This window comes from Aquabacterium sp. TM01 (assembly GCF_057808345.1).
Genome location: NZ_AP046529.1, coordinates 146122 through 164561, shown reverse-complemented (window position 1 = coordinate 164561; position 18440 = coordinate 146122). Strand labels below are relative to the sequence as shown.

General features: G+C 65.3%; 20 protein-coding genes. 15 read left to right on the top strand and 5 right to left on the bottom strand.

The genetic code is table 11. From position 1 onward, the window contains the following. The first annotated feature begins 21 nt into the window (after positions 1-21). From AC3WW4_RS00940 to AC3WW4_RS00890, 11 genes are all read left to right on the top strand, one after another. Complete coding sequence (locus AC3WW4_RS00940; RefSeq protein WP_488826465.1) at positions 22-498, top strand: c-type cytochrome; 477 nt, start codon at positions 22-24, stop codon at positions 496-498. Positions 499-502: 4 nt separating this feature from the next. Further along, positions 503-1204 (top strand): lectin, encoded by a 702-nt coding sequence (locus tag AC3WW4_RS00935; protein WP_488826464.1) that lies wholly within the window; start codon positions 503-505, stop codon positions 1202-1204. Positions 1205-1375: 171 nt separating this feature from the next. Continuing rightward, the gene (gene ccmA, locus AC3WW4_RS00930; RefSeq protein ID WP_488826463.1) at positions 1376-2020 is read left to right on the top strand and encodes a cytochrome c biogenesis heme-transporting ATPase CcmA; all 645 of its coding nucleotides are present in this window, start codon (positions 1376-1378) and stop codon (positions 2018-2020) included. Further along, positions 2020-2688: a heme exporter protein CcmB gene (gene ccmB, locus AC3WW4_RS00925; RefSeq protein WP_488826462.1), complete on the top strand. Its 669-nt coding sequence runs from the start codon at positions 2020-2022 to the stop codon at positions 2686-2688. Before ccmA ends, ccmB begins: the two co-directional genes overlap by 1 nt. 24 nt (positions 2689-2712) lie before the next feature. Next, positions 2713-3477, top strand: coding sequence for a heme ABC transporter permease CcmC (gene ccmC / locus AC3WW4_RS00920; protein WP_488826461.1), 765 nt, complete (start codon positions 2713-2715; stop codon positions 3475-3477). Continuing rightward, positions 3474-3644: a heme exporter protein CcmD gene (gene ccmD / locus AC3WW4_RS00915; protein ID WP_306565225.1), complete on the top strand. Its 171-nt coding sequence runs from the start codon at positions 3474-3476 to the stop codon at positions 3642-3644. Before ccmC ends, ccmD begins: the two co-directional genes overlap by 4 nt. Beyond that, complete coding sequence (gene ccmE / locus AC3WW4_RS00910; RefSeq protein WP_488826460.1) at positions 3641-4132, top strand: cytochrome c maturation protein CcmE; 492 nt, start codon at positions 3641-3643, stop codon at positions 4130-4132. Before ccmD ends, ccmE begins: the two co-directional genes overlap by 4 nt. Further along, complete coding sequence (locus AC3WW4_RS00905) at positions 4129-6141, top strand: heme lyase CcmF/NrfE family subunit (RefSeq protein WP_488826459.1); 2013 nt, start codon at positions 4129-4131, stop codon at positions 6139-6141. Before ccmE ends, AC3WW4_RS00905 begins: the two co-directional genes overlap by 4 nt. 7 nt (positions 6142-6148) lie before the next feature. After that, the gene (locus tag AC3WW4_RS00900; protein ID WP_488826458.1) at positions 6149-6679 is read left to right on the top strand and encodes a DsbE family thiol:disulfide interchange protein; all 531 of its coding nucleotides are present in this window, start codon (positions 6149-6151) and stop codon (positions 6677-6679) included. Beyond that, positions 6672-7169 carry a cytochrome c-type biogenesis protein gene (locus tag AC3WW4_RS00895; RefSeq protein ID WP_488826457.1) on the top strand — a complete coding sequence of 166 codons (498 nt, stop codon included), beginning with the start codon at positions 6672-6674 and terminating at the stop codon, positions 7167-7169. The genes AC3WW4_RS00900 and AC3WW4_RS00895 overlap by 8 nt, the downstream gene beginning before the upstream one ends. After that, the gene (locus AC3WW4_RS00890) at positions 7166-7930 is read left to right on the top strand and encodes a tetratricopeptide repeat protein (RefSeq protein ID WP_488826456.1); all 765 of its coding nucleotides are present in this window, start codon (positions 7166-7168) and stop codon (positions 7928-7930) included. Before AC3WW4_RS00895 ends, AC3WW4_RS00890 begins: the two co-directional genes overlap by 4 nt. 167 nt (positions 7931-8097) lie before the next feature. Here AC3WW4_RS00890 and AC3WW4_RS00885 read toward each other — a convergent pair whose 3' ends face one another. Continuing rightward, positions 8098-9618, bottom strand: coding sequence for an ATP-dependent nuclease (locus AC3WW4_RS00885; protein WP_488826455.1), 1521 nt, complete (start codon positions 9616-9618; stop codon positions 8098-8100). 444 nt (positions 9619-10062) lie between these two features. Here AC3WW4_RS00885 and AC3WW4_RS00880 point away from each other — a divergent pair, with 444 nt between their 5' ends. From AC3WW4_RS00880 to AC3WW4_RS00865, 4 genes are all read left to right on the top strand, one after another. Then, a complete protein-coding gene (locus AC3WW4_RS00880; RefSeq protein ID WP_488826454.1) occupies positions 10063-10353 on the top strand; it encodes a co-chaperone GroES in 291 nt (96 codons plus the stop codon). Between the two features lie 33 nt (positions 10354-10386). Then, positions 10387-12021, top strand: coding sequence for a chaperonin GroEL (gene groL / locus AC3WW4_RS00875; protein WP_488826453.1), 1635 nt, complete (start codon positions 10387-10389; stop codon positions 12019-12021). Positions 12022-12270: 249 nt separating this feature from the next. Next, positions 12271-13185 carry a sulfurtransferase gene (locus tag AC3WW4_RS00870; protein WP_488826452.1) on the top strand — a complete coding sequence of 305 codons (915 nt, stop codon included), beginning with the start codon at positions 12271-12273 and terminating at the stop codon, positions 13183-13185. Positions 13186-13203: 18 nt separating this feature from the next. Further along, complete coding sequence (locus tag AC3WW4_RS00865) at positions 13204-14400, top strand: YeeE/YedE family protein (protein WP_488826451.1); 1197 nt, start codon at positions 13204-13206, stop codon at positions 14398-14400. 42 nt (positions 14401-14442) lie between these two features. Here the strand turns inward: AC3WW4_RS00865 and AC3WW4_RS00860 are convergent, their stop codons facing one another. From AC3WW4_RS00860 to AC3WW4_RS00845, 4 genes are all read right to left on the bottom strand, one after another. Next, positions 14443-15078: an RBBP9/YdeN family alpha/beta hydrolase gene (locus AC3WW4_RS00860; RefSeq protein ID WP_488826450.1), complete on the bottom strand. Its 636-nt coding sequence runs from the start codon at positions 15076-15078 to the stop codon at positions 14443-14445. Positions 15079-15229: 151 nt separating this feature from the next. Then, positions 15230-17464, bottom strand: coding sequence for a protein-disulfide reductase DsbD family protein (locus tag AC3WW4_RS00855; protein WP_488826449.1), 2235 nt, complete (start codon positions 17462-17464; stop codon positions 15230-15232). 134 nt (positions 17465-17598) lie between these two features. Further along, complete coding sequence (locus AC3WW4_RS00850) at positions 17599-18120, bottom strand: GNAT family N-acetyltransferase (protein ID WP_488826448.1); 522 nt, start codon at positions 18118-18120, stop codon at positions 17599-17601. A gap of 7 nt (positions 18121-18127) precedes the next feature. Further along, a complete protein-coding gene (locus AC3WW4_RS00845; protein WP_488826447.1) occupies positions 18128-18346 on the bottom strand; it encodes a TOBE domain-containing protein in 219 nt (72 codons plus the stop codon). Positions 18347-18440 lie beyond the last annotated feature (94 nt).

Sequence of the window (18440 nt, the reverse complement as noted above, 5' to 3'; positions counted from 1 at the left end):
CAACTCCGTGAAGGAACACCCATGAACCAGCGTGTGAACCGCATCGTTGCACCGGTGCTGGCCATCGCCGCCCTGGCCGCCTCGGCCTCGGCCGTGGCCCAGCAGGCACCCAAGCCCGAACAACTCATCAAATGGCGCCAGTCGGCTTACCAGGTCATTGCCTGGAACACCGGCCGCGTCAAAGCCAATGTGGACGGCAGCTTCAACAAGGACGAGGTCGTCAAGGCGGCCAACACCATCGCCGCCATCGCCAACTCGGGCCTGGGCTCACTGTTTGCGCCTGGCACCGAAACCGGCAAGGGCTGGAAGGAAACCACCGTCAAGCCGGAGCTCTTCACTGACCCCAAGGCCGGTGAAGTGGCCGGCCGCTTCAACAAGGAAGCCAACGAGCTGGCCCGCGTGGCTGCCCTGGGCGATGTGGCCACCATCAAGACACAGCTGGGCAAGCTGCAAGGCACCTGCAAGGCCTGCCATGACGACTACCGCAAGAAGGACTGACCCCATGAACCGCACGCACCGCTTTGCAGCCTCGGCCCTGGCCGTGAGCCTGTTGACCCTGGCCGGCATGGCCCAGGCACAAACCCCGCCGCCTCAGGAAAAGGGCCCGTTCAGCTTCTTCGTGACCAGCGTGGGCTCGGGCAAGGGTGCTGACTTTGGCGGCCTGGCTGGCGCCGATGCGCACTGTCAGAAGCTGGCCGCCGCTGTGGGCGCGGGCGACAAGACCTGGCATGCCTACCTGAGCACCCAGGCCGCGAACGGCCAGCCCGCCATCAACGCCCGTGATCGCATCGGCACCGGCCCTTGGTACAACGTGCAAGGCGGCCTGGTGGCGCGCAGTGTGAGCCACCTGCATGGTGACGTGCACGAGGAAGCCCGCATTGGCAACGCCCTGAACTGGCGCAGCGCCCTCACCGAGACCGGTGCCTTCGTCAAGCGCAGCGGCGACACGCCCAACGAGCACGACATCCTCACCGGCTCGACACCGGATGGTCGCGCCTTCCCGGTGGACGCCGGCGACCGCACCTGCAAGAACTACACGAGCAGCGCCGAGGACGGCGCAGTGCAGGTGGGTCACTTCGACCGCACCGGTGGTGTCGCCACGGCCCTGTCGTGGAACTCGGCTCACCCCAGCCGCGGTTGCAGCCAGCCCAAGCTGGTCAGCTCCGGTGGTGCGGGCTATCTGTACTGCTTCGCCACCAAGTGAGCATGCACGCCACGGCGTGACGCAGACAGGCCCCTTCGGGGGCCTGTTCTGTTGAGGGCGCCGAGGTCGCGCCCCACGGCTTGCATATGGATGTGCATTTTCATTCGTTGGTGCCTCACCCCCCGGTCGATAAAGTCCCCCTCAGACCACTCCCTCTGAAGGCAGACGACCATGACATTGCAGGCCTGCGGCCTCAGCTACGCCCGAGGGCGACGCCAGCTCTTCACGGGCCTCGATTTCGAGGTCGGTGCGGGCGAGGCGCTGCGCGTGGCCGGTCGCAATGGCAGTGGCAAGACCAGTTTACTGGGCCTGCTGTGCGGCCTGGCCGATCCGCAGCACGGCGAGGTGCGCTGGCAAGGCCGCGCCATCCGTCGCCAGCGCGATGTGTTCCACCGCGACCTGCTCTACATCGGACACCGTCAAGGCCTCAAAGATGACCTGACCGCGCTGGAGAACGTGCGCACCAGCGCTGCGCTGGCCGGCCGCACCTGCACCAGCGCGCAGGCACTGGCCGCCTTGCAGCACATGGGCCTGGGCTCGCGCGCGCAACTGCCGGTGCGCTCGCTCTCGCAAGGCCAGCGTCGCCGCGTGCTGCTGGCGCGTCTGGCCATCCCGCCAGTGGCGCCCCTGTTGATCCTGGACGAGCCCTTCACCGCACTCGACACCGAATCGGTGGACGTGCTCTCTCACTGGCTTGAACAGCAACTGGCCGACGGGGCCAGCGTGGTCTACACCACCCACCAGCCGCAGCGCCTGCAGGCGCGCCGACACCACGAGATCGTGCTGGGGCAGGATCTCGCGGGTGAGGGGGGCTGATGTGGGCTGTCTTCACCGCGGTCATCCAACGTGATGTGCGGCTGGCGTTCAGGCGCCGTGCCGATGTGCTGACCACGGTCTTCTTTTTCATCATGGTGGTCAGCCTGTTCCCGCTGGGCGTGGGGCCGGAGCGCGAGCTTCTGCGCACCCTGGCCCCCGGCGTGCTGTGGGTGGCTGCCCTGCTGGCCAGCACCGTGTCGCTGGGCCGTCTGTTCGCCCTCGACCATGCCGACGGCACGCTGGAGCAGATGCTGCTGTCGCCCGAGCCGCTGAGCGTCATCGTGGCGGCCAAGGTGCTGGCGCACTGGCTGGTCTCGGGCCTGCCCCTGGTGGTCCTGGCCCCACTGCTGGCCCTGCAGTTCGACCTCACTGGCGAGGCCATCGCCGTGCTGACAGCCAGCCTGCTGCTGGGCACCCCGGTGCTGAGCCTGGTCGGCGCCATCGGGGCCGCGCTGACGCTGGGCGTGCGCGGCGGCGGGGTGCTGGTGTCGCTGCTGGTCTTGCCACTCTCCATCCCGGTGCTGATCTTTGGCGCCGGCGCAGTGGGGGCGCACACCAGTGGCCTGGGCGCCAGCGCCCACCTCTACCTGCTGGCCGGGCTGCTGGCCGGCTCGCTCGTGCTGACGCCGTGGGCTGCGGCCGCCGCGCTGCGCATCTCTGTGGACTGATGGGCTGAAGAAGGAAACGTAACCGTGTCTGTGATCGGATCGACATTCTGGCAATACGCCTCGCCGCAGCGCGCCTATGCGCTGAGCGCGCGCCTGCTGCCCCTCTTGTTCGCCGTGGCCTTCGTGCTCACGGTGGCGGGCCTGTACGTGGGCTTCTTCGTCGCGCCCACCGACCACCAGCAGGGCGAGGCCTACCGCATCATCTTCGTGCACGTGCCCGCCGCGTGGCTGTCCATGCTCATCTACCTGGCCATGGCCTTCTGGGCCGTGCTGGGCTGGGTGTTCAACACCCGCCTGTCGTCCTTGATGGCCCGCGCCCTGGCCCCCACGGGTGCCGCCTTCACCTTCCTGGCCCTGTGGACCGGCGCCCTGTGGGGCAAGCCGACCTGGGGCACCTGGTGGGTGTGGGATGCGCGCCTGACCTCGGAGCTGATCCTGCTCTTCCTCTACATCGGCTTCATGGCGCTGCAATCGGCCATCGACGACCCGCGCCGCGGCGACAAGGCCGGCGCCCTGCTGGCCCTGGTGGGCGTGGTCAACATCCCCATCATCTACTTCTCGGTGAAGTGGTGGAACACGCTCCACCAGGGCGCCTCCATCAGCTTCAAGGCCGCGCCCACCATGGCCAGCACGATGCTGTGGGGCATGTTGCTGTGCGCGCTGGGCCTGTGGGCCTACGCCATCGCCGTGTCGCTGTGGCGACTGCGCACGCTGGTCTTGGAGCGTGAGCGCGACGCCCAGTGGGTGGCACATCTGCCCGAGCTGCAAACACAGGAGGCACACGCATGAACTGGCCCAACTGGGAGGCCTTCTGGGCCATGGGGGGCTACGGCCTGTATGTGTGGGGATCGGTGGGGGCCGTGCTGCTCTTCATCGTCGCCGAACTGGTGGGCCTGGCGCTGAGCCGCCGTGCCCTGCTGGATGACATCCGACACGAAAGCCGAAGCGAAGCATGAAGCCCCGTCACAAACGTTTGACCCTGGTGCTGCTGGGACTCTCCGGCCTGGGCCTGGCGGCCTGGCTGGTGCTGTCCGCCTTTCAGCAGAACCTGGTGTTCTTCTTCACCCCCACGCAGATCCAGGCCGGTGAGGCACCGAGCCAGCGCAGCTTCCGCGTGGGCGGCATGGTCGAGTCCGGCAGCCACCGCCGCGAGGCCGATGGCATCACCCACAGCTTTGTCGTGACCGACACGGCGCAGCGCGTGCGCGTGAGCTACCAGGGCCTGCTGCCCGATCTGTTCCAGGAAGGCAAGGGCGTGGTCGCCCAGGGCCGTTTGCAGGCCAATGCGACCGGCGGCCCGCTGTTCGTGGCCGACGAGGTGCTGGCCAAGCACGACGAGAACTACATGCCGCCCGAAGCCGCCTACGCGCTCGAACAAGGCAAGGCGGCCCGCCAGAGTGGCCCCACGCCAGCCGATCTGCTGCCACAAGGAGCACGACCATGATCCCCGAACTCGGGCAGACCGCCCTGATCGTGGCCCTGGGCCTGTCGCTGCTGCTGGGCAGCCTGCCGCTGTGGGGCGCCTACCGCCAACAGGCGCATTTCATGAGCCTGGCGCGCCCGCTGGCCGCCGGTCAGTTCGCCTTTGCCGCGCTGGCCTTTGGCATCCTGATCCATGCCTTCGTGGTCATGGACTTCTCCGTGGCCTATGTGGCGGGCAACGCCAACTCGCTGCTGCCCGTGCAGTTCCGCGTAGCGGCGGCCTGGGGCGGGCATGAGGGCTCGCTCTTGCTGTGGCAGCTGATGCTGTCGGGCTGGACGCTGGCCGTGGCGCTGTTCAGCCGCCAACTGCCACCCGCCACCGTGGCGCGGGTGCTGGCCGTGCTGGGCCTCATCAGCGTGGGCATCCTCAGCTTCACGCTGTTCACGTCCAACCCCTTTGCACGCCTGATTCCCTCGGCGCCCGATGGGCAAGACCTGAACCCGCTGCTGCAAGACCCCGGCATGATCTTCCACCCGCCCCTGCTCTACATGGGCTATGTGGGTTTCTCAGTGGCCTTTGCGTTTGCGATTGCCGCCTTGCTCGAAGGCAAGCTGGACGCCGCCTGGGCCAAGTGGACCCGGCCGTGGACGCTGGCCGCCTGGGTCTTCCTCACCCTGGGCATCTTGCTGGGCAGCTTCTGGGCCTATTACGAGCTGGGCTGGGGTGGCTGGTGGTTCTGGGATGCGGTAGAAAACGCCTCCTTCATGCCCTGGCTGGTGGGCACCGCGCTGATCCACTCGCTGTCCGTGACCGAAAAGCGCGGCAGCTTCAAGAACTGGACGGTGTTGCTGGCCATCCTGGCCTTCTCGCTGTCGCTGCTGGGCACCTTCCTCGTGCGCTCGGGCGTGCTGACCTCGGTGCACGCCTTCGCGTCCGACCCGCAACGCGGTCTCTACATCCTCGTCTTCCTGCTCATCGTCATCGGCGGCTCGCTGGCCCTGTATGCGTGGCGCGCCTCGCAGGTGGGCCTGGGTGGGCGCTTCGCCGCCTTCTCGCGCGAGTCCCTGCTGCTGCTCAACAACGTCTTCCTGGTGGTGAGCATGGGCACCGTGCTGCTGGGCACGCTCTACCCACTGGCGCTCGACGCTTTCGGCCTGGGCAAAATCTCGGTGGGCCCGCCCTACTTCGATGCCGTCTTCGCGCCGCTGATGCTGCCGCTCTTGCTACTGATCTCGGTCGGCCCCTATGTGGCCTGGAAGCAAGGCTCGGTGGCGCGTGCCTGGCACGAGCTGCGCGGCGTAGCGCTGGTGTCGGTGTTGCTGGCCGGCGGCATTGCGCTGTCGCAGCGCACCTCGGTGGGCGTGAGCACCGGCCTGCTGCTGGCCTTCTGGGTGCTGCTTGGCAGCGTCCAGCACGCGGTGCAGCGCCTGCGTGCCGGGTCTGAACAACGGTCGCTGGCGCAACGCTGGCGCGCCGTGCCGCTGGCCTTCTGGGGCATGATCGTGGCCCACATCGGCGTGGGCGTGTTCGTGCTGGGCGTCACCCTCGTCAAGGGGCTGGACCAGGTGCGCGACGCCAGCCTGCAGGTGGGCCAAAGCCTCACCCTGGGCGACTACCGTTTCGACTTCAAGGCCCTGGACAAGCACAAGGGCGCGAACTACCTGGCCGGGCGCGCCACCTTCGAGGTCTTCCACCACGGACGCCACCTGGCCACCCTGCACCCGGAAAAGCGCTTTTACGTCGTGCAGCGCATGCCCATGACCGAGGCCGCCATCGACCGCGGCCTCACGCGCGACCTGTACGTGTCCCTGGGCGACACCGCGCCGAGCGGCGCCTGGGGCGTGCGCGTGCAGGTCAAGCCCTTCATGGGCTGGGTCTGGGGCGGCACGCTCTTGATGGCACTGGGCGGGGCCCTGGCCGCCGCCGACCGACGCTACCGCCAACGCGCCCGCGCCACCACCCCTGCGCACACGCCCGCTTCGGGCACCCCCACGGCTTCCGATTTGAACGTGGCCCCGGCCACGCTGTGAGATGACCATGAAACGCTTTCTGCTCCCCTTGGCCCTGTTCCTGGGCCTGGCTTCGACCCTGGCCCTGGGCCTCAAACGCGTGGACCCGCAAGCCCTGCCCTCGCCCCTGGTCGGCAAGCCCGTGCCTGCCTTCAACCTCACGCAGCTGGACGCCCCGCAAACCCACATCACCCCGGCGCGCTTCAAGGGCCAGGTCTGGTTGCTCAATGCCTGGGCCTCGTGGTGCGTGTCGTGCCGCAAGGAGCACCCGGTGCTGCTGGACCTGGCGCGCAAGGGCGTCGTCCCCCTCGTCGGCTTCAACTACCAGGACCAGCGTGAGCCCGGCAAGCAATGGCTGCAAAAGCACGGCAACCCCTATCAGCTCACCGTGTTCGACGAGGATGGCCGCGCCGGCATGGACCTGGGCATCATCGGCGTGCCCGAGACCTTCGTCATCGACAAGCAGGGCGTGATCCGCCACAAGCACGCCGGGCCCGTCACCCCCGAGTGGGTGCAGCAGACCTTGCTGCCCCTGCTCAAGGAGCTGCAACGTGGCTGACCTTCTGCGCTGGGCCAGGCAAGGGCTCACGGCCGGCCTGTGGGTGCTGGCCGCCACCTGCGCGCACGCCCAACCCGTGGTCAGTCCGCAAGACAGCGGCAACGCGGCGCTGGAGCTGCGAGTCAACCAGCTGGCCTCCGAGCTGCGCTGCCTGGTGTGCCAGAACCAGACGATTGCCGACTCGCACGCCGAACTGGCCGTGCAACTGAAAAACGAGGTGCGCACCCAGCTGGCCCAGGGCCGCAGCGAAGACGAGGTGCGCGACTTCATGGTGGCGCGCTATGGCGACTTCGTGCTGTACCGCCCCCCGGTGAGCACCGCGACGGCGCTGCTGTGGGCGGGCCCGGCTCTGCTGCTGCTGATCGGACTGGGGCTGCTGGTGCAGCACATCCGCGCACGCCGGCGCCTGGACGCGAACCGCCCGGATGCGCCCGACTCGACACTGGACTCGGTGTGGCCCGATGAACCCACCCCCAAGGAGCAGGCATGAGTGGGTTTGCTGTGGTGAGTGGCGCCCTGGTGCTGACCGCCGGTGCGTGCGTGACCTGGCCGCTGTGGCGCGCCCGTGCGGCCGATCTGCGGCCGGTTACTGGGCGTGCCTGGGCTGCGGGCTTGACGGTGGCCTTGGCCGCCTTCACCGCTGGCGTCTATGTGTGGGTGGGCACGCCCCAGGCGCTGAACGGCCCCATCCCGGTGGCGCAGTGGGAAGAGCCAGCGTCCAGCGAGGCGGAAGCCCCAGCGGCGCCCGAGGCCCCCGCCCCCGGCGGGACAACTGCTCCCACCCAAGTCCAGATCGAAGGCATGGTGAACCGCCTGGCCACGCGACTGCAGACCCAGCCCGATGACGCTGCCGGATGGCGCATGCTGGCGCGCTCGTATGAAACGCTGGGCCGCTTTGACGAGGCCGTGCAGGCCTACCAGCGCCTGCTGGCCCTGCAGCCACCCGATGCCGACCTGTTGACCGACTATGCGGTGACGCTGGGCATGAGCCAGGGGCGCACGCTGGTGGGCGCGCCAGAGACCGTGATCCAGCAGGCGCTGAGCTTGAACCCGCGGCATGTGCAGGCGCTGGCTTTGGCAGGCAGTGCGTCGTTTGAGAAGAGGGACTACCAAGGCGCGATTGCGACTTGGGGTCAGCTGTTGAGCCTGGTGCCGCGGGGTGATGAATTGCGTGCGTCGATTGAGGCCAATATCCGCAAGGCCCAATGGCTTGCAGCACAGGAGCAAGGCGCAGAAGCGTCTCACCCCTGAGCAAGCAGGTGTTGCGCCTCTACCGTCGCCTGCAATCATTGGGCACTCGGCCATGAGCAGTTGCCGACATCCCTCCAATAAATGTCTGTACCAACCCGCGAGGTAGGGCCGACGCTAAATATTTAGCAAGAAGACGGAGTAGGCAAAAAATACTGGGGCGTTGGCCTTTAGTTGAATAGTCGTCCACACAGCGCGCGTGCCGTATTCTGATCAGCCCTCATCCACTCATGAACCAAATATCCCATCAAGGATTCATGTGCTCTCTCATGTGACCACGCCATTTTTTCTGAGATCTGCTTGGCAATACCGTGGACTGTCTTCTTGCATTCGTCTCTCTGTGCTTTGCCCGTTAGCAATAAATGAGACTTGGCGAGCACCATAGAGATCTGCAAATTGGCAGCGCCTGTAAATGCCTGAATGCCACTCCGATGGAGTGTGACATTCGATGCCAAGAGATCGCATAGCCCTACTTCAGGTGTCCAAGGCAAAAACTCGACTTGAGCCCTTTGAGCTTTGTAGAGTTGTTGAGGGACCGTTAGCGCCGGCGGTTCTTGCCCCGCGGCAGTCACTGGCGGCAAGCACTCATCCTGAGAGTCGGCATCAAGCGCTGCCATTCTCTTCGTGAGCGCCGGGACGAAAGACTTGCTTCGCTCAAGAAACCGAAGAACCTCCTTGTAGCCTCCGATTACAGCAGTTTGAGTTGTAGGTACGCTTTTGTTTCCATTCGCTTGATTGGCGCTGAGGTGTTGCTTCCACATTTCATCAACACACTGCTTAGCAGAGATATCTTCGACAAAAATCAACTTATCAGGAGAGTTCTCTTCATCCAATGCCAGATGCTGCAAAGCATATGTGGGATAAACATTTTGGTGGATGTTTACCTCGCCACCGTCATTTTCGAGATAGATAATGTGCTTGCGGCCCACACTTTTAATTAAACTCGAAGAGTGTGTTGACACAAGAACGGTGCATGGCGCATCCTCTGCCAATTTTTCAATTTCCTTGAAAAGGCGGATTTGAGCCGCGGGATGCAAGGCCATTTCAAACTCATCAACAATGTAAAGGCCGCCGTTCTTCATTGCTAACAACTTTTGACCAAGTCGCATAACACAAAGCTCACCAAGACTGAAAGCTTTCTCAGAATACCAAGTCTTTCGCTTGTCGCCCGGTTTCGTTCTATCAATCAAATGCGCAACCAAGCCTCGCCCGCGTAGATTTATCCTGTGCAGACTGTCGAACTTGTCGGTATCAAAAACGGCGTTGAGGAAATCTCTGAGTTGAACGTCTGCAGGCTGTTTCCTCAAACCTTTTAATTCATCTTGAGTTGGCTCTACTCGCGATGAATCAGCCTTTAAAAAAAGCACCTCTGTGAATGCATCTCGCACTAGTTGTGAGTTAGATCTTGGCGTGGCCGACCATCGGATCTGATTGTATCGATAGGCAACATTCTTGTTATTAATATGGTAGGTGATCGTTGCATCTGTCAGGCCGTCAATCCCTGTCGATGCTTTTCCTCCTGGAAGTCCAAGTTGGAAAGCATTTGGCGCCCCCATCCGATGCAACACAGTCAATAGCGATGTCTTGCCACACCCGTTAGCTCCAGTTACGACAAATGCCCCCCTTTTGGGAACACTGAAACTGAGATGCTTGATTGACTTCAGGTTTGTGATCTCAACCCGTACTGCCATGCTTCCTCCTGATATTTTTTTATCCGACTAGCCTGTCTTCAGCTATTAATAAAACCAAGACTAATGAACGTATCTGTGGATCTGAATTTTAGCGTTCAACTGGAGAATCTGGATGTACATAAATGACAACATGTTCAAGAGCGGTACGGCGCGCAATCGTGCTTGGGCCTTGTCCTAAAGGTGCCAGCTAATTGGTCCGATAGGCCTGATTTGCCCCCCCTGCCTGTGGAAGGTTGAGCGCTCTTGACGGAACTATGCAATGTCGCGGCATCCACCTGTCATATGTGTTTGCCACCCACCCTCATGCGCAAACATCAGTTCCTCTGTGCCTGACGCGCTCCTATCGTTGCGTCATGGCAGCGAAAGCCGCACCGCATCGGTCGCCGCGCGGCATGCCGGTCTTTCGCTCGCCCCGTTTGTCAGTCACACAGGAATCTCTCGGCCATGCCTCTCCGTCCCCTGCACGATCGCCTGATCGTCCAACGCAAAGAACCTGAACTCAAGACCGCCAGCGGCATCGTCATCCCCGACTCGGCCGGCGAGAAGCCCGAGCAAGGCGTGGTCGTGGCCATCGGCCCCGGTCGCCGTACCGATCAGGGCCAGCTCGTGCCGCTGATCGTCCAGCCCGGTGAGACCGTGCTGTTTGGCAAGTACACCGGCCAGACCGTCAAGCTCGATGGCGAGGAGCTGCTCGTCATCCGCGAGGAAGACGTCCTCGCGATCCTCACTGCCTGATCCCCCTCATTGAAGTAACTGGAGAACGCCCACATGGCAGCCAAACATGTCGTATTCGGGGATGACGCCCGTGCCAAGATCGTGCGCGGGGTCGATGTCCTCGCCAACGCCGTCAAAGTGACGCTCGGCCCCAAGGGCCGCAACGTGGTGCTCGAGCGCAGCTTCGGCTCGCCCACCGTGACCAAGGACGGTGTCTCGGTCGCCAAGGAAATCGAGCTGAAGGACCGCTACGAGAACATCGGCGCGCAGCTGGTCAAGGAAGTGGCCTCGCGCACGTCCGACAACGCCGGTGACGGCACCACCACCGCCACCGTGCTGGCCCAGGCCATCGTGCGCGAAGGCTTCAAGTACGTGGCCGCCGGCCTGAACCCGACCGACCTCAAGCGCGGCATCGACAAGGCCGTGACCGCCCTGGTCGCCGAGATCCAGCAGATCGCCAAGCCCACCACGACCTCCAAGGAAATCGCCCAGGTGGGCGCCATCTCGGCCAACTCCGACTGGGACATCGGCCAGATCATTGCCGATGCCATCGACAAGGTGGGCAAGGAAGGCGTGATCACCGTGGAAGACGGCAAGAGCCTGCACAACGAGCTGGACGTGGTCGAAGGCCTGCAGTTCGACCGTGGCTACCTGTCGCCCTATTTCATCAACAACCCCGACAAGCAGGCCGTCGAGTTGGACGAGCCGCTGGTGCTGCTGATCAACAAGAAGGTCAGCCACATCCGCGAGCTGATCCCGGCGCTGGAAGCCGTGGCCAAGGCCGGTCGGCCGCTGCTGATCATTGCCGAAGACATCGAAGGTGAAGCGCTGGCCACCCTGGTGGTCAACGCCATCCGCGGCATCCTCAAGGTGGTGGCCGTGAAGGCGCCGGGCTTTGGCGACCGCCGCAAGGCCATCCTGGAAGACATCGCCGTGCTGACCGGCGCCAAGGTGATCGCCGAGGAAGTGGGCCTGTCGCTGGACAAGGTGACGCTGGAGGACCTGGGCCAGGCCAAGCGCGTGGAAGTGGGCAAGGAGAACACCATCTTGATCGACGGTGCGGGCGAGGCCGTGCAGATCGAGGCGCGCGTCAAGCAGATCCGCGTGCAGATTTCTGAGGCCACCAGCGACTACGACCGCGAGAAGCTGCAAGAGCGCGTGGCCAAGCTGGCCGGTGGCGTGGCGGTGATCAAGGTGGGCGCCGCGACCGAGGTGGAGCTGAAGGAGAAGAAGGCCCGCGTGGAAGACGCGCTGCACGCGACCCGTGCAGCCGTGGAAGAAGGCGTGGTGCCGGGCGGTGGCGTGGCGCTGCTGCGTGCCAAGAAGGCCGTGGGCACCTTGAAGGGCGATAACGCCGATCAGGACGCTGGCATCAAGCTGGTGCTGCGCGCGATTGAAGAGCCGCTGCGCCAGATCGTGGCCAACGCTGGTGGCGAGCCGTCTGTGGTGGTGAACCGCGTGCTGGAAGGCACGGGCAACTTTGGCTTCAATGCGGCCAACGACAGCTATGGTGACCTGGTCGAGCAAGGCGTGCTGGACCCGGCCAAGGTGACGCGCACGGCGCTGCAGAACGCCGCCTCGGTGGCCAGCCTGATTCTGACGACCGAGGCCATCGTGGCCGAAGTGCCTGAGCCCAAGGTGCCTGCCGCACCGCATCACGATGAAGGGGGCTTTGGCGGCGGCTTCTGATCGATGAACCACTGGCCGTGTCTGCACGGCTTGGAACGCCCTGCACGCGCAGCCCTCTGCGCGGCAGGGCGTTTGTCATGGCGCCTGTTCGGCTTATGCGCGTTGCTGCGATCTCAACAGCCTGCTGCATTTTGTGCATGAGCACATGCCAAAGCATCAGTTCGCAAAACCATCACGTCCGATGAGACTGCGTTCAGGGTGTTCACACACCTGATCCTTTCCACCCTCCCGATGTATGAGGTCAAGACGATGAAGCCTTTCCACAAGATCCTGGCAGCCGGTGCCTGGCTGCTGTCCCTGCCGGCCCTGGCCAACTCGCCCTTCCTGGTCAGCACCGACTGGCTGGAGAAGAACCTGAACGACCCCAAGGTCAAGGTGATCGAAGTCAGCGTGGTGCCCGGCGTGTACGAGCGCGGCCACATCCCCGGCGCCGTCAACTTCGAGTGGCACACCGACCTGGTCGACCCGGTGCGCCGTGACATCGTCAACCAGGCCAACCTGGAAAAGAAGCTGCGCGCGGCCGGCGTGAACCAGGACAGCACGGTGATCCTCTACGGTGACAACAACAACTGGTTTGCCGCCTGGGGCGCCTGGGTGCTGGACGTCTACAGCCTCAAGAACGTGAAGCTGCTCGACGGTGGCCGCAAGAAGTGGAAAGCCGAAGGCCGCGCGCTGTCGCCGCTGGCTGCCACGCCCACCGCGGGCAACATCAAGGTGAGTGCCGCCAACCCGGCGCTGCGTGCGCGCCTGACCGACGTGGTCGCCGCTGCAGACAAGAAGACCAACACCGCGCTGGTGGACATCCGCTCGGCCGATGAGTACAGCGGCAAGGTGTTCGCCCCCGTTGGCGTGCAGGAGCTGGCCGTGCGTGCTGGCCACGTGCCCGGTGCGGTGAACGTGCCTTGGGGCCAGGCGGTGGCCGCCGATGGCACCTTCAAGTCGGTGGAAGAGCTGCGCAAGCTGTATGCGGGCGTGGGCATTGATGGCAAGAAGCCCATCATCACCTACTGCCGCATTGGCGAGCGCTCCAGCCACACCTGGTTCGCGCTGAAGAAGCTGCTGGGCTATGAGGTGCGCAACTACGACGGTTCGTGGACCGAGTACGGCAACACCGTGGGCGTGCCGATTGCCAACCCGGCCGGCACGGTCTGGGGCGGTCGCTGACCTGAAAGTGAGTTGAGCATGGCGCAGTTTCAAGCCGTGCAGGGGCGGCCCGGATGGGCCGCTGTCCTGACCTCCGTGGCCGTGCTCAGCACGGCTTTTTTTCTCCACAAGCACCTGGGCAGTTTGCCCGGTGGGGCGGCGCTGGCGCTCTCGCTGGTCTTTGGCCTGAGCTTTGGCGTGCTGCTGCAACGCTCACGCTTTTGCTTTTACTGCGTGAGCCGCGACTTCATCGAGCAGCGTGACGCGCGTGGCCTGCTGGGCATCGTGGCCGCGCTGGTGGTGGGCACGCTGGGCTACCACGCGGTGTTCGGCGCCTTCCTGCCCGAGCCTGCACCCGGTCGCTTGCCACCGGGCGCGCACATCGGGCCGGTCAGCATCGTGCTGGTCGGGGCGTCGTTCACCTTTGGGCTGGGCATGGCGCTGGCCGGCTCGTGCATCAGTGCGCAGCTCTACCGGCTGGGTGAAGGGGTGGTGACCGCACCTTTGGCCCTGCTCGGCACGGTGGTGGGCTTCATCCTCGGTCTGCGCGTGTGGAACACGCTCTACCTGGACCACATCCAGGAGGCGCCGGTGGTGTGGCTGCCCCATCACCTGGGTTATGAGGGCTCGATCGCCGTGCAACTGCTGGGCCTGGGTCTGCTGGCGGCGCTGCTGTGGTGGCGTCACCGTGCGCCCGCCCCGGCCGCGCTGGACACGCCCTGGTGGCGCCGTCGCTGGGCGCCGCACACCGGCGGCATCCTGATCGGCAGTCTGGGCGTGATCGCCTTCCTGCGCGTGTCGCCGCTGGGCGTCACGTCGGAGTTGGGCAGCATTGCCCGCACCCTGGCCGACCAACAGCAGTGGCTGCCCAGCCGGCTGGAAGGGCTCGATACCTTTCGCGGCTGCGTGACCACCGTCAAGGAGACGCTGTGGTCGAACAACGGCTCGCTGGTGGTGGGCATCGTGCTGGGCTCGCTGGCGGCGGCTGTGCTGGCCGGGGACTTCCGTCCGCGCTGGCCCAGCGTGCGCGAGTCGGTGCGTGCGCTGCTCGGCGGCGTGCTGATGGGCCTGGGCAGCATGCTGGCCCTGGGTTGCACGGTGGGCACGCTGCTGTCGGGCATCATGGCGGCGGCCGCGTCAGGCTGGGTGTTCCTGCTGTTCGCGGGGCTGGGTCTGTTGGCCGGCTGGTGGCTGCGCCGCCAGCGCTGGTCGGGCCTGGTCGATCCGGTCACTTGATCGGTGGGTGCGGCCGGGCGGCCGCACCCCTCAGCCCGGCCGTCACACGGCGTAGTGCAGGTCCAGTGGGCTCAGTTGCGACAGGCGTCGTTGACGGTACTGATCGCGGATCAGCTCATCGACCTTGAAACGGGCCAAGGGCCAGGCACCATGGCCCGACTCGGCATTGATGTGGCCCGCCTGCCCCAGATTGAGGAACTTGCTGCCCCAGATCCTGGCCCATGAATGCGCCCGCTCCAGCGGCATCCAGGGATCGTTTTCGCTGCCGATCATCAACGACGGAATGCCCAGCCCGGTTTGGGGCAGGCGATGCACGACGTTGAATTTCACGGGGTCCGCCGGGGCCACCAGCAAGGCCGCGTGGATGCGTGCGCTGGCGCCGCTGCCCTCTTGTTCGCGGGCGGACACCTTGTCCAGGTGGTGCGCCAAGGCCAGGCAGCCAAAGCTGTGTGCGACGGCCACCCAGATGGTGCCGGGCCTGGCCTTCTGCACGGTGCGCTCAATCTGTTCGGACCACGCGGCCACCTCCGGGTGCGCCCAGTCGGCCTGTTGTACGCGCCGCGAGTCTCGGTACTGCGTGCCCAACCAGGTCTGCCAATGATCGGGCCCGCTGTTGTTCAAGCCAGGAATGATCAAGACCCGCACCGGGTTGCACAGCAAGGGAAGTGATGACCCCATGTGGGACTCCTTTATCAGTCATCAGGTGATCACGGGCGGTGATCCTTCAGAGGAGTCTTTCACGCCTCACCACACAAAGGAAGCAATCAATTCGTCTTTGCATATGCGGTGACAAGAGGGGGATGGCCCCCGACGCAAGGGCCTAAAGAGCCTACAGGGCCTTGGCCACCCGGTCTGCGTCGCCGATCGACGACCGCACCAGGCCGGGTGTCAGGATCTGCGGCAGCACCACGGGCTCGCTGTCTGAGCCCGGTGGGTAGTACACGTACAAAGGCACGCCGCTGCGCCCGAAGCGCTGCAGCACGGCGGTGATGGCCGGATCCTGGCGCGTCCAGTCCCCCTTGAGGTAGGTGACACCCTGGGCCTGGAAGGCCGATTGCACCGAGCTCTGGCTCAAGGCCACCCGTTCATTGACCAGGCAGGTGATGCACCACGCGGCTGTGAAGTTGAGGAAGACCGGCTTGCCCTCGGCGCGCCGGGCCTCGAAGGCTGCCGCGTTGTAAGGCTGGCTGTCGACCGACTCGCCCGTACGCAGCGAAGCCGTGGCACCGGGGGCGGATGGCTCGATGGCGGTCAGTCCGACATGGCTGGCGGCCAGGGCACCGCTGAGCGCGATGAGCGCCAGAGCAGCCCCGCCTCGCTGGGCAATCGGCCCGGCCAGCCGTGAGCTGTCATACGCCCAGGCCGCGAAGGCGAGGGCGATCAGGCCTGCCAGGGCAATGGCGACCGCATCGACGCCCGCCTGCTGCGCCAGCACCCAGATCAACCAGGCCGTGGTCGCGTACATCGGGAAGGCCAGCACCTGCTTGAGCCGCTCCATCCAGACGCCCGGTCGGGGCATCCAGCGCTGCAGTGCCGGCCAGGTGCTCAGCAGCAGGTAGGGCAGGGCCAGGCCCAGGCCCAGGCTGAGGAACACCGCGAGCAGCACCGCTGCCGGTTGCGTCAGCGCAAAGCCGATCGCGCCTCCCATGAACGGCGCCGTGCAGGGTGTGGCGACGATGGTGGCCAGCACCCCGGCAAAGAAGCTGCCGGCATAGCCCGAGCGATCGGCCAGCGATTGGCCCAGTCCGGTCACCGACTGACCGAGGGTGAACACGCCCGACAGGCTCAGGCCCACGGCAAACATCAGGTAGGCGACGGCCAGCACGAACACCGGCGAGTGGAACTGAAAGCCCCAGCCCACCTGGTCGCCGCCGGCTTTCAGGATGATCAACACGGCGGCGAGCAAGGCAAAGCTGGCCAGCACCCCGCCCGTGTAGGCCAGCCCATGCAGACGGGCCTTGGCCGGCGACTGCGCGCTGTGCTGCAACAAGGCCAGCGCCTTGATCGACAACACCGGGAACACGCAGGGCATCAGGTTGAGCACCAGGCCGCCGAGCAGGGCCAGGAGCAAGGCCGGGGCCAGTCCCAGAGGGTGGGTGCTCGGTGCGTCTGCCGAGGCGTTGACCGATGCCGCCACCGGCTTGCCGAACGCGGCGGCCGTGCCTGGGGCTTGTACCGTGCCTTGTACCGTGTAGCCCACCCTGTGAGCCTGTGGGCCATCGCCTTCGCCTGGGTCCACCACCAGCACGCCGTCGAGCACCTGGCCCTCGGTCAGCGGAGCGTCGCCTGCGGGCAACTGCAGCACCCAGGCCTCGCCTTGCCGGGTCACGGTCTGCGCGCCGGCGTGAGACACCGGGCCACCTTCCGAAGGGAAGAAGCGCAAACCTGGCGTCGCCCGTGCCTGCGCTGACACGGCCTGCGCCGGCAGGGTCAGCGTCAGACCGTTGCCTGAGCGGGCCACCGTGGCCGACCAGGTGGGGGACTGCGGCAGCTGGGCGCGCGCCTGCGTGATGAGCGGGTCGATGGGCGAGGCCGGCGTGTCGGCGGCCACCACGGGCAAGCTCAGGCCCAGCGTGGCCTTCTGCGGGATGCAGACCTCATGGCACACCAGCCAATGCGCCTCGACCTGAATGGGCACCTCACCGCCCACCGGCAGCGTGCTGGGCAAACTCACCTCGGCGAGCAGGGTCACCGCATCGGCATAGCCGTAATTGGTGACCGGGCCGATTTCAAAATGCTGCGGGATCGGCCACTGGATCGGGCCGGCCTGCGCACCTGTAGGCAGTTGCCAGTCCAGCCGCGTGGCCAGACCCGAGTCCCCCGGATTGCGCCAGTAGGTGTGCCACTGCGGCGCGATGCGCTGGTGTAGGCCGACGGTGAGGCGCTCGCCCGGGCGCACCTGCGCGGTGGCCGGCACGAGGCGCACTTCGACCTGATCGGTCTGGAAGGAGGACGGTGGTGGCGCGGATTGCGCGAAGGCACCGCCCCCGCTCAGCATCGAGGTGATCAGCCACAGTGGCAAGGCATTCAGGAGGCGGGAAGGCAGGCGAAGCATCGAATCCATGACCATGAAACATGCAGGTCGCAATGCCTGCGATCTTTCACTATGTCATCGATGCCCGCTCAGCCCAAGCCCTCAGTTCGCATATCGATATGACGATCAGGTCAATGGCGGCGAGCGGTCGGCGCCGGGCCTCCTCAGCCGTCCTGAGGATCGGTCGGCGTGGCCAGGATCAACTGATACAGGTCGATGTCCAGCCAGCGGCCGAACTTGAAGCCGGCCTGGCGAACGGTGCCGGCATGGGTGAAGCCTAGAGCCTGGTGCAGGCGGATGCTCACGGCATTGCTGGCGTCGATCACCCCCACCAGCACGTGCTTGCCCTGGTCTTGCGCAGCACGAATCAAGGCCTGCATGAGCTGCGGCCCCAGCCCCTTGCCACGATGCGCCTGGTGCACATACACGGAATGCTCGACCGTGTACTTGTAGGCCGGCCAGGTGCGGAAGGTGCCGTAAGAGGCAAAGCCCATCAGCTCGCCCGCATCCGACTCCACCCCGATGACCGGAAAGCCCCCGGCGCGCTTGGCCTCGAACCAGCTCGTCATCTGGGCGCGGGTGCGCGGCTCGTAGTCATACAGGGCCGTCGAATGCACGATGGCCTCGTTGAAGATGGCGAGGATGGCCTCGCCGTGTCGCGCGTCGGTGCAGTCAACCCATTGCATGCCCTCATCATAGGGCGGCGATGGACACCTCGGTGGACTTGACCAGGGCGATGACCTCCTTGCCGATCACCAGGCCCAGGTCCTTGACCGAGCGGGTGGTGATGACCGAGGTGACGATCAGGCCGGAGGGGGTTTCGACATCGATCTCGGAGACCACGGGGCCTTCGATGATCTCTTTGACTTTGCCGCGGAACTGGTTGCGGACGTTGATGGCGGTGATGCTCATGGCGGACCTTTCATGACGAAACAACAGGAACCCCGTGCCGTTGCGTTGGGGGGCGTGTTCAGTGTCGCCATCGGTGCTGCACAGCAGAAGGAAG

Excerpts from the sequence above, each read along its gene's own strand:
- AC3WW4_RS00940 (WP_488826465.1), top strand. The coding sequence starts at position 22 with ATGAACCAGCGTGTGAACCGCATCGTTGCACCGGTGCTGGCCATCGCC.
- AC3WW4_RS00935 (WP_488826464.1), top strand. The coding sequence starts at position 503 with ATGAACCGCACGCACCGCTTTGCAGCCTCGGCCCTGGCCGTGAGCCTG.
- ccmA (WP_488826463.1), top strand. The coding sequence starts at position 1,376 with ATGACATTGCAGGCCTGCGGCCTCAGCTACGCCCGAGGGCGACGCCAG.
- ccmB (WP_488826462.1), top strand. The coding sequence starts at position 2,020 with ATGTGGGCTGTCTTCACCGCGGTCATCCAACGTGATGTGCGGCTGGCG.
- ccmD (WP_306565225.1), top strand. The coding sequence starts at position 3,474 with ATGAACTGGCCCAACTGGGAGGCCTTCTGGGCCATGGGGGGCTACGGC.
- ccmE (WP_488826460.1), top strand. The coding sequence starts at position 3,641 with ATGAAGCCCCGTCACAAACGTTTGACCCTGGTGCTGCTGGGACTCTCC.
- AC3WW4_RS00905 (WP_488826459.1), top strand. The coding sequence starts at position 4,129 with ATGATCCCCGAACTCGGGCAGACCGCCCTGATCGTGGCCCTGGGCCTG.
- AC3WW4_RS00900 (WP_488826458.1), top strand. The coding sequence starts at position 6,149 with ATGAAACGCTTTCTGCTCCCCTTGGCCCTGTTCCTGGGCCTGGCTTCG.
- AC3WW4_RS00890 (WP_488826456.1), top strand. The coding sequence starts at position 7,166 with ATGAGTGGGTTTGCTGTGGTGAGTGGCGCCCTGGTGCTGACCGCCGGT.
- AC3WW4_RS00885 (WP_488826455.1), bottom strand. The coding sequence starts at position 9,618 with ATGGCAGTACGGGTTGAGATCACAAACCTGAAGTCAATCAAGCATCTC.
- AC3WW4_RS00880 (WP_488826454.1), top strand. The coding sequence starts at position 10,063 with ATGCCTCTCCGTCCCCTGCACGATCGCCTGATCGTCCAACGCAAAGAA.
- groL (WP_488826453.1), top strand. The coding sequence starts at position 10,387 with ATGGCAGCCAAACATGTCGTATTCGGGGATGACGCCCGTGCCAAGATC.
- AC3WW4_RS00870 (WP_488826452.1), top strand. The coding sequence starts at position 12,271 with ATGAAGCCTTTCCACAAGATCCTGGCAGCCGGTGCCTGGCTGCTGTCC.
- AC3WW4_RS00865 (WP_488826451.1), top strand. The coding sequence starts at position 13,204 with ATGGCGCAGTTTCAAGCCGTGCAGGGGCGGCCCGGATGGGCCGCTGTC.
- AC3WW4_RS00860 (WP_488826450.1), bottom strand. The coding sequence starts at position 15,078 with ATGGGGTCATCACTTCCCTTGCTGTGCAACCCGGTGCGGGTCTTGATC.
- AC3WW4_RS00855 (WP_488826449.1), bottom strand. The coding sequence starts at position 17,464 with ATGGATTCGATGCTTCGCCTGCCTTCCCGCCTCCTGAATGCCTTGCCA.
- AC3WW4_RS00850 (WP_488826448.1), bottom strand. The coding sequence starts at position 18,120 with ATGCAATGGGTTGACTGCACCGACGCGCGACACGGCGAGGCCATCCTC.
- AC3WW4_RS00845 (WP_488826447.1), bottom strand. The coding sequence starts at position 18,346 with ATGAGCATCACCGCCATCAACGTCCGCAACCAGTTCCGCGGCAAAGTC.